Origin of the sequence: Pricia antarctica, from assembly GCF_900101815.1 — a bacterium.
Classification (GTDB): Bacteria; Bacteroidota; Bacteroidia; order Flavobacteriales; family Flavobacteriaceae; genus Pricia; species Pricia antarctica.
In genome coordinates this window covers 160,410-173,548 of the sequence record NZ_FNAO01000007.1, presented here as the reverse complement: position 1 = coordinate 173,548, position 13,139 = coordinate 160,410, and the positions used below count along the sequence as shown (strand labels likewise).

General features: G+C 43.9%; 6 protein-coding genes. 5 read left to right on the top strand and 1 reads right to left on the bottom strand.

Annotation, left to right across the window (positions count from 1 at the left end; genetic code table 11):
• Window positions 1–44: 44 nt before the first annotated feature.
• The 5 genes from BLT07_RS14515 to BLT07_RS14495 all read left to right on the top strand — a co-directional run bounded on the left by BLT07_RS14515 (window position 45) and on the right by BLT07_RS14495 (window position 11,683).
• Window positions 45–1,145, top strand: a complete 1,101-nt coding sequence (locus tag BLT07_RS14515; protein ID WP_091870313.1) for an AI-2E family transporter — start codon at window positions 45–47, stop codon at window positions 1,143–1,145.
• Between the two features lie 49 nt (window positions 1,146–1,194).
• Window positions 1,195–2,331 (top strand): class I SAM-dependent methyltransferase, encoded by a 1,137-nt coding sequence (locus BLT07_RS14510; protein ID WP_317040769.1) that lies wholly within the window; start codon window positions 1,195–1,197, stop codon window positions 2,329–2,331.
• A 356-nt stretch (window positions 2,332–2,687) separates the two neighbouring features.
• Window positions 2,688–5,996 (top strand): SusC/RagA family TonB-linked outer membrane protein, encoded by a 3,309-nt coding sequence (locus BLT07_RS14505; protein WP_217633324.1) that lies wholly within the window; start codon window positions 2,688–2,690, stop codon window positions 5,994–5,996.
• 63 nt (window positions 5,997–6,059) lie between these two features.
• The gene (locus tag BLT07_RS14500) at window positions 6,060–7,808 is read left to right on the top strand and encodes a RagB/SusD family nutrient uptake outer membrane protein (protein WP_091870304.1); all 1,749 of its coding nucleotides are present in this window, start codon (window positions 6,060–6,062) and stop codon (window positions 7,806–7,808) included.
• A 278-nt stretch (window positions 7,809–8,086) separates the two neighbouring features.
• The gene (locus tag BLT07_RS14495) at window positions 8,087–11,683 is read left to right on the top strand and encodes a VCBS repeat-containing protein (protein ID WP_091870300.1); all 3,597 of its coding nucleotides are present in this window, start codon (window positions 8,087–8,089) and stop codon (window positions 11,681–11,683) included.
• Here the strand turns inward: BLT07_RS14495 and BLT07_RS14490 are convergent.
• A complete protein-coding gene (locus BLT07_RS14490) occupies window positions 11,680–13,080 on the bottom strand; it encodes an FG-GAP repeat domain-containing protein (protein WP_175455338.1) in 1,401 nt (466 codons plus the stop codon). The two genes, BLT07_RS14495 and BLT07_RS14490, sit on opposite strands and share 4 nt — an antisense overlap.
• Between the last annotated feature and the right edge of the window lie 59 nt (window positions 13,081–13,139).

The window sequence follows — 13,139 nt, the reverse complement described above, 5'->3', positions numbered from 1 at the left end:
TTTATAAACTCATCACCCAATAAACTCATAAACTTTTTTCAGCAATGACTGCGAAAACCATATCCACGGGAATATTACGGGCTGTGGGCATTATTTTAGGTATTTCCCTGCTCCTCTATTTTTTATGGCAAATTCAGTCGGTAATTGCGTATTTGGCAATTGCAGCGGTGATTGCATTGATCGGCAGTCCAGTGGTCTATTTTTTAAGGCGAAAATTGAAATTCCCGAATCTGTTGGCCGTCATTCTCACCATGCTCTTAATGCTGGGTATTTTTGCGGGAGTTATCGCGCTGTTTGTACCCCTGTTGACGGAACAGGGCAAAAACTTGTCGCTGCTCGATATTGATGACCTGCAGCAAAAACTGATCTCCCTCTACCAAGAGATAACCCAGTATTTTGGTGCCTCAACGGAAACCTTCAATGCCCTTCTGCAGAATTCGGATTTCGAGAAAAGTGTTTTGGACGGTTTCAACCTGGGATTTATTCCCGATTTTTTGAACACTTTCCTAGGTGTGCTGAGCACGGCCAGTGTCGGATTGTTTTCGGTGCTCTTCATCTCGTTTTTTTTCTTGAAGGATCGCCTGTTGCTGCAAAAAGGAATTTTGGCATTGGTACCGGAATCCAAAGAGACCAGGACCACGCACTCCATTGACAAAATCAACGGCCTGCTATCGCGCTATTTTGTCGGCCTGCTGCTCCAGATTTTTGTACTCTTTGTTATTTACATGGTCACATTGCTGATTGTTGGTATCGAGAATGCTATCGTCATTGCATTTTTATGCGCCCTGTTCAACATCATTCCGTATGTTGGTCCCATCATCGGTGGGCTGGTCATGATACTCCTCACTATGACCAGTAATTTGGGGTTGGATTTTAGTACCGTTATCCTGCCGAAAGCCGGCTATGTTTTCATCGGTCTGGCCGTAGGCCAATTGGTCGATAATTTCTTTTCCCAACCCTTTATTTTTTCCAATAGCGTAAAGTCCCACCCGTTGGAAATTTTCTTAATCATTATCATCGCCGGATTGCTTTTTGGGATCGTTGGAATGATAGTCGCGGTACCCGTATATACCGCTATAAAAGTAATTTTGAAGGAGTTTTTGGCCGATAATAAGCTCGTGAAATCTCTCACTAGAAGTTTATAGTTTAAGTTTGAATAAAAAGATATTACATACTGGTGTTCAAAAATTTATAATGAATAATAAGAATACTGACATCATGTCAGTTCTTCTTAAAAAGCCTATATTCGAGGGAATTTCGAACCAAGAACTCGCCCAACAGCTCGAAGCCCGAAAAAAGTGTGAAAAGAAACTGCCTGTTTGGTTCGGAACACCGAAAATCTACTACCCCGCTAAACTAAATATCGAACAGACCTCGTCTGAAATTACGGCCCGATACAAAGCCGGAATCGTTACCGGAAAATCCCTCTTGGATGCCACCGGGGGATTCGGTGTGGATAGCTATTATTTCAGTCAAAAAATTGAGCGGGTTTTCCACTGTGAAATCGATAAAAACCTATCCCAAATCGCCGCCCATAATTTTAGAGTTTTAGGTGCGGAAAATAGTAAGACCATCCCAACGGACGGGATGGAATTTTTAAAGGATGCCGAAACGCGTTTTGATTGGATCTATCTCGATCCCTCCCGAAGAAATGATAGCAAAGGAAAAGTATTCCGCCTTTCCGATTGTTTACCTAACGTTTTGGATGACCTGGAATTATTATTTACCAAATCGGATAACATCCTATTAAAAACCTCTCCGCTTCTGGACTTTTCAATCGGTATTGCCGAATTAAAAAACGTACAGGAAATACATGTAATTGCGGTAAACAACGAAGTAAAAGAGTTGCTTTGGCTGTTACGTAAAGGATACGTTTCCGAAATCGCTGTTAAAACGATTAACCTTTCGAAAACTGGCAAAGAAACCTTTCAATTTAGGCTACATGAAGAAAAAAATGCGAGCCCAACCTATTCGTTACCACTCTCCTATGTGTATGTGCCCAATGCAGCCATCTTAAAATCCGGGGCTTTTCGGATGGTCGGCAATCGTTACGGTTTATATAAATTACATGTGCATACCCATCTCTACACCTCCGATACCCTTGTCGATTTTCCGGGAAGACGTTTTAGATTGGATATGGCTTTCCCCTATTCAAAAAGGAACCTCAAGCGGTTGGGTCTGGACAAGGCAAATATCAGCACTCGCAATTTTTCGGAAAGCGTGGCGGAAATACGAAAGAAATTTAAAATTGCCGATGGTGGAGATAGGTACCTATTTTTTGTTACCGATAAAAACGAGGTTCGAACCGTATTATATTGTACAAAAACTTGAAAGGCTTTCCGTGAACTATTCGGATCTCGTAATCACTTACCTCAATTCAATCGTGAAAGAAAAATCTTTAGAAAGGCTGTTTTCGTTAACAATCAAAGAAGATTTAACATTCAGAAAAAACAATAGCTCAAAATAGCATATCCTCAACTATATCAGGAAATTAAATGTATATCAGAATAAAGACTTCCCCTTTTTAGGGATGGCAAAAATTAAGATTTAAATTTTTCCATCCAAAGTTTCATAAAATTTTAGTATTATTACGGTCGGTTTTGGTTTTTGTTAACACAATTGAATCTTCAAGCCATTAATAAAACCGGAAACTCAACTAAATTTTCACTAACAAACAAACGATGATTATGAATCAAAAGCGTACAAATTATGCGTTACGGCCCAAAGGGAAAGGTATTTCTTTCGGTATCGGGCTATTTTCAATGCTGCTTTGTCTAGGGTCTCAATTTGCCCTTGCCAATTCGGCGACAACGATTACAAGTAAAACGATTGATGTTCTTCAATCCACGGTAACTGGTACAGTACTCGATAGTGATGGTGTTCCTTTACCAGGTGCCAACGTTCTAGAAAAAGGGACGACCAATGGTACCCAAACCGATTTTGACGGTAATTTTACTTTGGAGGTCGAGGATGGTGCCACCTTGGTGGTGAGCTACATTGGCTTTCAAACGCAGCAGGTTGCGGTTGATGGTCAATCAACAATCAATGTAACTATGGCTGAAGATGCTGCTGCCTTGGACGAGGTTATCGTAACAGGTTATCAGACGGAGACCAAACGTGAAACTACTGCAGCGGTATCCATTGTAAAGGCCGAAGAGCTAGCAGCGGTGCCTTCCGGTAACGTAGAGCAGCAGTTGCAAGGCCGTGTCGCCGGTGTAACCGTTATTACCAACGGTCAACCGGGTACAACGAGTCAAATACGTATTCGTGGTTTCGGCGCTTTTGGCGGTAACCAACCTTTATATGTAGTGGATGGGTTGCCCGTGGGCAGTACCGAATTTTTAAGTCCCGATGATATTGAAACAACTACCGTTCTGAAAGATGCGGCCGCGGCTTCGATTTACGGGGCTAGGGCAGCTAACGGGGTCGTGGTCTATACCACCAAACAAGGCTCTAGGGGTACACAGAAAACGGAAGTTACCGTAAATATCTCCAGCGGTGTTTCCGATCCTAACGCCGGAAGTGCAAAACAGATACTGAGCCCTATTGATCAGGCGAGATACACGCACATAGCCTATGAGAATAATGCCGCAGCCTTGGGCGAGCCGGTCGTATATAACCACCCACAATACGGCACCAACCCAACACCTACCTTACCGGACTACCTGTATGCGAATGGCCCGAGCGGAGTCTCTGCAAGTCAGGTCAATGTAGCTGAAATTAGACAGGCCTATGAAAACGATCCGGATAACACTTTTCTGATCCGACCGAATTTGAGAGGTACGAATTGGTACAAGGAAATCACTAGGATAGCCCCTATAAGCCGGTTTACGGTAGGCTTCAAGGGAGGTACTGAAAATGGGAGGTTCTATTCCAGTATTTCGGGGCAGAATCAGAATGGTATCCTGATAGAAAATAATTTTTCAAGATATACCGCAAGGTTTAACTCCGAATGGGACATTGCCCCATGGTTAAGCATCGGTGAAAATTTTCAGGTGACGTATCGCTCGTTGACGGGCGGATTTGGAGGTGCAGGAGGCATCGGAGGTGCGAGCGACGAATCTTTTATTCTCTCGTCTTTCCGTATGTCTAGTATCATACCCGTGTATGACGAATTCGGCAGTTTTGCGAGTACCAAGGCCGCAGGTTTCGGTAATGCGAGAAACCCGGTAAGACAATTGAAAAATAATGATGGCGATGACCAAAGTTATTCTATTGGAGGTACCGGTAATATATACGTACTTCTAAAGCCTGTTGATGGTCTTACCCTAAGATCAAGCGTAGGTGGAGGCTACGGCAATTATTACTACAATAATTATAATTATAAATACTTGGGAGATGCCGAGCCCGAGGCAAACAATAGTTACGGTGAAGGTAGTGGTTATAATTTCAATTGGACCTTTACGAATACGGCCAGTTACGACAAACTATTCGGTGTGCATCGCATCAAGGCTTTGGCAGGTGTAGAAGCGTTGAATACGGGTATCGGTCGAAACATTAGTGGTTCTGGATTGAATCCGTTTTCAACCGATCCCGACTTTCAGAGCTTGAGTGTAGTTCAGAGTCCCGTAGTTAATAGCAATCAATTTAAAGGCGTTAATTTCTTTTCCGTGTTCGGAAAACTGGATTACAATTTTGATGAGAAATACTATGTTACCGGCGTATTACGTCGCGATGGCGCCTCCCGTTTTGGAGGAAATAACAGGTATGGTGTTTTCCCTGCGGTATCCGCCGCCTGGCGTGTCATTGCCGAACCATTTATGCAGAATCAAGATGTGATCACGGATCTTAAATTCCGCGGAGGCTGGGGCCAAATGGGGAATTCCAATAACGTCGATCCTAACAACCAATATTCATTATATGCTTCCGATAGGGCCAATACCTTTTATCAGACAACTGGCCAGGCCTCGGGTGCTGATGAAGGCTTTGCGCAAAGCCGTATCGGTAACCCCGATGCCAAATGGGAAACCAGTACCACATTAAACCTTGGGTTCGATGCCAGTTTCTTTAACAATAGACTGGAATTTATTTTGGATTGGTGGACTAAGGATACGGAAGATTTACTATATCAACTGCCCTTGCCAGGTGTTACTGGCAACTACGCTTCCGCTCCTTCGGTCAATATCGCCGCAATGTCGAATAAGGGATTGGATTTTGAAATTATAGGAAGAGGAAACTTTACGGAGGACTTTAGTTTTGAAGTGAGTATGACCAACTCTTTCCTAAAAAACGAGATTGCCTCTCTGGCACCAGGCCTTGAGTTTTTCGATGGTCCATCTATTCGTAATATTGTAGCGACACGAAATGCTGAAGGGCACTCCCTTTCCTCTTTTTTCGGCTATAACGTGGTTGGATATTATAATACCCAGGCCGAAGTCGAGAATTCCCCTGAACAAGATGGTAAAGGCTTGGGGCGTTTCAGATATGAAGATGTCGATGGCAACGGTGTAATTACCCCTGAAGACCGTAAATTTTTGGGAAGTCCGGTACCGGATTATACCGGGGGCATCACCCTAAATTTAAAATACAAGGCGCTTGAGTTCGAAACCTATTGGTACGGTTCTTTCGGTAACGAAGTCTGGAACCAATCCAAATGGTACACTGACTTCTACGGGGTTTTCGAAGGTTCGGCCAAGGGAGTAGCCGCCTTTAAATCATGGACCCCCGAGTTGGGCAATGATGCCGTAGCACCGATTTGGGAAAGTGCTTCTAATTTTAGCACCAATTCCGTAGGTAACTCTTGGTATATAGAAGATGGTAGTTATGTACGTTTGCAACGTTTGTCGCTCTCCTATGACTTTCGGGGCATACTGACCGAAAAACTCGGACTTACCAAAATGAAAATTGGCCTAGCCGCCAACAATATTTGGACGATTACCAATTATAGCGGTCAAGATCCGGGAATTGGTGGCGCGGCAGATACCAATTTTGGTATCGATGTCGGAAACTATCCGGTAGCTCCACAATATCTTATTAATTTTGAAATAGGAATTTAGGTATCCGTGATAAAACTGTGATATTCATTTCCATAAAAAAGTTTATATTTAACAAAAAAAATTATGAAAACAATACGTAGAACAAAAAAATTCATTGCCCTTACAGGTGGTATCCTCCTGCTCGCTGGGGTATCTTGTAGCAATGAATTTTTAGAGGTGGCGCCCACCGGTACCTTAGCGGATGCCCAAGTCAGTACCCTTGATGGTATTGAAGGCCTTTTAATAGGTGCCTACTCCATGATCAATGGAAACTTGAACGGGAACCGTGCGGCAGCGCCGAACCATTGGATTACCGGATCCATCCTCGGCGGGGATGCCAACAAAGGTACGGATCCCGGAGACGATGCCGAACTGGCCACCATACAGCGATTCCAGAACGATCCGACCTATGGAAGGTTTAATGACCTATGGAGAGCTCGCTACGAGGGCGTGAGCAGGTGTAATGCCGTATTGGCCACCATTGCGAAATCTATCGACTTGATACCTGCCGAAAAGGCCGCAAGTTTACAGGCGCAAGCCAGAATGTTGAGGGGTCATTTTTACTTTGATTTGAAAAAACACTTTAACAATATCGTGGTGTTCGACGAAACCTTGTCGTCAACAGAGATTACAGAGCTACCCAATAACGGGGACGCTTGGGCACAAATCGAAGCAGATTTTCAGTTTGCCTACGATAATCTTAACGAAGTAACGGATGCAGGTAGGGTAAACAAATGGGCCGCTGCGGCCTATATGGGCAAAGCAAAATTGTACCAACAAAAATTTGCGGAAGCCAAAACCTGGTTCGATGATGTAATCGCCAATGGGCAGACCTCAAATGGTCTCAAATATCAACTGCTAGATGATTATCAACAAATTTTTAATGCGGATAACGATAACCATGCCGAAGTGGTTATGGATGTGGAGTCTTCGAACGAAACCGGGAGCGTACTAAACGCCAATTGGTGGGACGACTTGAACTACCCCTATCAAACAGGTAGTTCTGGCCCAGGCGATTGCTGCGGTTTCTTTCAACCCAGTTTTGAACTGGCCAATTCTTTTAGGACGACCCCTGCTGGTCTCCCCTTATTGGATAAATCCTACAGAAGCCCTGGAAATGAATTGGTAACGGATATGGGAGTTGCTGCGGATGCAGCCTTCACCGCTGATGCAGGGCCTCTAGATCCACGAATCGACTTTTCGATTGGAAGAAGAAGCATCCCCTATTTGGGATGGCAACCTTTTCCAGGCGCCTCCTGGATACGGGTACAGAGCTACGGCGGTCCTTATGCACCAAAAAAATATGTCTATTATGTCAATCAAGACGGGGTGTATACCGATGCCAGTTCATGGACCCGCGGTTACGCTACGATGAACTACACCATAATCCGATTTGCGGACGTACTATTGATGGCCGCAGAGGCTGAAATCGAAGCCGGTTCTTTGGAGCAGGCGCGAACCTACGTCAATCAAGTACGTGCCAGGGCAGCCAAATCGGAATTCTGGGTTAAGGACGATGATGGTACTGATGCCGCTAATTATGTAATTGCCGAATACGCTCCGTCACAGTTTGCCTCGAAAGAATCGGCTACCCAGGCTTTACGTTTCGAACGTAAATTGGAACTTTCGGGCGAAGGCCACCGTTTCTTTGACTTGGTCCGTTGGGGCGTTGCCGACGAAGTAATTAATGATTATATCAATTATGAAAAGCAATATTTGTCCTCGGCCTATTCAGGCGGTCAATTTACGGCAGGAAAGAACGAATATTTACCGATACCCCAGACTCAACTAGATTTACAACCTGGAATATTGACCCAAAACCCGGGTTGGTAATCAAAATTCACTAGTTTATTTAAAAGCTGCCTCTTCGGGCAGCTTTTTTTTGCTTCTTTTTAGACATTGCCGCATCTTTGTTCGGTGATTCCCCGAAGTGAACTCTTCTTGAGTTGTTGTTTGGAACCGAGATTTTCGGCTTTTGTGCTTTAATGAAAGGTTTTAATCAGCATAGCCAAAGCTATGGTGAGAAAAAAAGATGAAATTAGAGCGCAAAATGTGAAAATCGTAGGTAAAAGAGCAACTCAAGACGAGTTCATTATAAATCAAAAGTTCGAATGAAAGTTTTACGTCAAATTTCTATCAATTTCCGTTACATCACAGTGGTGCTTTTTTTGATTTTTAGTTACGGCTGTACCGATTCTGAGGATTCTACCCGCTTCGTAAAAATCGATAGCTCAAAATCGGGCCTTGATTTTAACAACCAACTCTCCGAAAACGATTCCATCAACATTATAGATAGTGAATTTGTATACAACGGTGCGGGCGTAGCCTTAGGGGACTTGAACGGAGATGGAATGGACGATGTTTTTTTTGCAGGCAATCAAGTAGACAACAAACTCTTTCTGAACAAAGGAAAGTTCAAGTTTGAAGATAGCTCCGCACCCTCTAAAATTGGAAAAACCGATACCCTTCAGTGGTCTTCCGGAGTTTCTATCGTCGATATCAACACCGATGGAAAATTGGATATCTATATCTGCAATACGTTTCGAAAACGAGATACACGGCGTAAAAATCTTCTTTATATCAACCAAGGGAACACTGCAGATGGCATTCCCCTATTTGAAGAAATGGCAGAAGCTTATGGGGTTGCCGACGATAGCTACTCATCGCATGCCCAATTTTTCGATTATGACAACGACGGTGACCTCGATCTTTTCATTGGAGTGAATCGTATCGAAGGCATTGACCCTACCCAGTTCAGACCTTTAGACGATGATGGCTCCTCCTTGAGCAAAGATCGGTTGTACGAAAACCAGGAAAACGACAGTTTGGGACATCCCAATTTTGTCAATGTTTCCGAAAAGGCGGGTATACGGTACCATGGCTACAGCCACAGCACCCTTATCAACGACTTCAACAAAGATGGTTGGCCCGATATCTACGTTGCGAACGATTTTTTGAGCAACGACTTAGTATATATCAATAACCAAGATGGCACTTTTACCAACCAAGCGCGAAATATGTTCAAGCATTTCAGCCTTTCCTCCATGGGCAGCGATATCGCCGATGTGAACAACGATGGACAAATGTCGCTGTACACGACGGAGATGCAGCCTTATTATAACAAGCGTAAAAAACTTTTTCAAGGACCCAGTAACTATCAAAAGGAAATTTTTACCAAAAAATTCGACTACGAAAAACAATATACCCGCAATACGCTACAAATCGACCAAGGCATCAATCCCGAGACGGGACTCCCGGTTTTCGGAGAGATAGGCATGCTCGCCAACGTCAAGGAAACCGATTGGAGCTGGGCGCCATTATTCGCCGATTATGATAATGATGGCCTGCAGGATCTTTTTATCACCAATGGTTTTCCCAAAGATGTTACGGACCGTGATTTTAGTGATTTCCGGACCACGGCCAAACAATTTGTAAGTAAGGAAAAGCTCATATCCGCCATTCCCCAGATCAAGATTCCCAATTTTATGTTCCGCAACAAAGGAAACTATGAATTTGAAGATACTACCGAAGCATGGGGCCTTAATTTCCCGACCTATTCGAACGGGGCTGCTTATGGAGACCTCGATCAAGACGGTGATCTGGACTTAGTCGTAAACAACATCAACGAAAATGCCCTCTTACTTGAAAACAAGACGAACGAACTCAACAGCGACGACCATTATATTCGGATAAAACTAAAGGGCACCGAAAAAAATCCGGCAGGCATCGGGGCCACCGTTGAAATTTTTGCGGACAGTCTCCGTCAAAAAAAATCGCTCTTGAGCGGTCGTGGGTATCTTTCGCAACCCGAAAGTATCCTGCACTTCGGTTTGGGGAAAAGAAGTTCAATCGATAGTCTTAGCATATATTGGCCGGACGGCAAAAGTCAAAAGTTAGTTAGAATCGCTGTAGATACCGTGCTTACCATTGCCTATAATCCATCGGCTACCATCCAGCAAACAAGTAAGGATACTACTGTTGCCGTCCTTTTTCAAAAGGCAGACACAAAGTACAACCTAAACCATCTGGCCGAAGATCAGGATTTTATCGACTTTAATTTCCAAGCCACCTTACCCCATAAATTCTCACAATACGGTCCCGCACTCTCCGTTGGCGATATTAACAACGACGGCCTTGACGATATATTCGTTGGGGCGAGCCGTAGTTTTAAGGAAAAATGGTTTATCCAACAAAAAGACCAACGCTTTGTTCAGCAAGAAGTGGTCTATAAGAATTCCCCTGAACGATACGAAGAAGACGCCGGCACCTTACTCTTCGATGCCGACAATGACGGCGACCTAGACCTCTACATCGCCCGTGGCTGCGCCCAATATCCCTCAGGCCATGAGTTTTATACCGATGTACTGATGATCAATGATGGCAAAGGCAATTTCACCGATTCACAAAATGGTCTACCCGATATGCGAACCAATTCCTCCGCGGTTAAGGCGGCAGACTTTGACCATGACGGCGACTTAGACTTATTTGTCGGCAGTAGGGTCTTGCCTTTCGCTTACCCGAAGCCAGACCGTTCGTATATCCTTAGAAATGAAAGCAGCAAGGGCCATCCCAAATTTGTGGATATTACAAAAGATATGTCCCCCGAACTGGAATTTCCCGGGTTGATCAGCGACGCCCTGTGGACGGACTTTAACGGCGATTCTTGGCCCGATCTTATCTTGGCCGGTGAGTGGATGCCCCTTCGATTTTTTAAAAATGAATCGGGGAAACTGGTAGAGGTAACGGAAGCTACCGGAATCGCAAATGAGTTGGGATGGTGGAACAGCCTGGCCGCGGCCGACCTCGATAACGATGGCGATATCGACTACATTGCCGGTAACGTAGGTGAGAATATCAATTTCAAAGGCACTAAAAAGGAGCCCGTTCGCATATATGCCAAAGATCTTGATGGCAATGGCTCCGTGGACCCATTGATTTCCTTTTATCTTAGGGACAGCGTTGGAACCAAAAAAGAATATTTGTACCACCCATGGCAAGACGTAACCAAACAATATGTGGGTATTCGAAAAAGGTTCAATTCGTACGGGGAATTCGGGGAATCGACCTTACCCGAAATGTTTCCCGATGGATTGTTGGACGATGCTACCGTACTTTCATTGAACTACATGAAAACAGCCTGGATAGAAAACTTAGGAGGTGAAAAATTCAAAATACACGCCCTGCCCATTGCTGCCCAAATCGCCCCGATTTATGGAATTCTTCCACAAGATTTAGACGGGAATGGGAGTATGGACCTCTTGCTAGTCGGCAACGATTTCGGAATGGAAGTCCAACAAGGACCTGCAGACGCACTGGTTGGACTTGCCCTTAAAAATAAAGGAAATGGCAGCTTTGAACCTATTCCTCTGGATAAAAGTCAATTCTTCGTGCCCGGAGATGGCAAAAGCCTTATCCGCTTAAATCTCAACAATGAAAAAAATCTGATAGTGGCTTCCCAAAACAATGATTCGCTAAAGGTATTCGAGCGTTATCAGAAATATCCGGGTGAAATCATTCCATTACGGCCTAATGAAGTCAAGACCGAGATCAGCTTTCAGAACGGAGAAAAACAGCTTTCGGAATTTTACTGGGGCAGTACGTTTCAATCGCAATCAAGCCGATCGGTAACGGTACCCCTACAAGCCTTGGAAATCCGTTTTTATGACACTTTTGGAAAAGAAACGCGAGTCAAGAAAATCAATAATTAATCAATCAAATCATTTTCCAAAATAACCATATCAAAATCGGATTCGCGCCACTTTTTTGATAAATCCTCAGGAACAGGGGTAAAAGAATAAGTGAAACACGTCAGTACAATATCTTCATCACCATCTTTGTCGACATCACCCGCATCCATCAGAAACCATCGTCCGGAAACATTTTCAGGTAAACCATACGGCTGAAAACTAAAATCGGAACTGCTTATATTTTCCAGATACACAAACGATTTTTCGGGCCGGGAATCATAATCGGGGAAAGTGGAAATCAGTGCGATATCAATATCCCCATCTTGATCAAAATCCCTACTGACACTGCGTGTTGCCCCATACAAGGGATAGAAGAAAGCTTCGGAAAAATGGTTGAACCCATCATTTAAATGAATCCGTAGTCCGTGATACGGTTTTAGTACCGGCGTTTTATCGCCATTATCGCCGTGTACCGTAATAATGTCCTGATCCCCGTCACCATCATAATCCAAGACTTCAAACCAACTGCTACCGTAAAGTGGACTAAAACGAATGACCTGTTCTGCCCTGAAATCAAGGTCGCCGAACTGATAAAGAATAGTGATGCCTTCATCGCCTTGGGCCGTCATAACGATAATATCATCCTTGCCATTTCCATCCATGTCACGAACAATCGTTCTCAGTGCACCCGGATGGTTCAACAGTATTTTTTTTTCGAATACCGAATCATTCCCTTTCACTAAAAGCGAAAGCTGGCCCGTGAGATTTCCGAATTCGCAAACGACTATTTCCTGGTTACCATTTTTATTAAAATCATGGGCCAAGGTATGTACGGGACGATGAAATTCAAAAGGCAATGGGACGCTTGACCCCTTAGAAGCCCTATGAATCTTACCTGCTAAAATCTCCGAAGGTTCAAGAATACCTACAGTGGTAATATAAACTGTACTGTCAGTTTCGATAAGGTCGGTAATGGCGTTATCAAGGGTGAACTTTTTCTCGATAGTGTTTTTAACGGCGTCGTATTCAAGAACTCTTCCCCGGATATCGCCTGTTATCATTTTATCTTTTTTCGGGTCGAATTCGGCAAAAGTGATATAACTGCCCCGAATGCTATCGACATTTACTAAATGCGGTAAAAATTGAGTTATCGATTTTAAACTACCGACCTCATCGTTTTTACGCAAGCTGTCCGGTGCATTGGAAACCACATATTCAACGAGCATTCGCCATTCTTCTTTTGAGATGGAAGGCACCACAGAGTACACCCCGGTTCGTGTCGCTGCATATCGTTCTTCAAAAGAATACCCCTTGTATGGATTATAGGTAGAATCCCGAATTCCCATTCGTGCCCCCATTTCGGGTAGTACTTTTTCTTTCCATAAGTTTTTCGGCAGGTCTTGGATAGCAGGAAGCATATGACAACTTGCGCATTGTGCCTCATATATTACTTTCCCCTTGGTTCCTTCAGAATTTG

Bases quoted from the DNA above. Each gene is read 5' to 3' on its own strand.
- BLT07_RS14515 (WP_091870313.1), top strand. From the start codon at position 45: ATGACTGCGAAAACCATATCCACGGGAATATTACGGGCTGTGGGCATT.
- BLT07_RS14510 (WP_317040769.1), top strand. From the start codon at position 1,195: ATGAATAATAAGAATACTGACATCATGTCAGTTCTTCTTAAAAAGCCT.
- BLT07_RS14505 (WP_217633324.1), top strand. From the start codon at position 2,688: ATGAATCAAAAGCGTACAAATTATGCGTTACGGCCCAAAGGGAAAGGT.
- BLT07_RS14500 (WP_091870304.1), top strand. From the start codon at position 6,060: ATGAAAACAATACGTAGAACAAAAAAATTCATTGCCCTTACAGGTGGT.
- BLT07_RS14495 (WP_091870300.1), top strand. From the start codon at position 8,087: ATGAAAGTTTTACGTCAAATTTCTATCAATTTCCGTTACATCACAGTG.
- BLT07_RS14490 (WP_175455338.1), bottom strand. From the start codon at position 13,080: ATGCTTCCTGCTATCCAAGACCTGCCGAAAAACTTATGGAAAGAAAAA.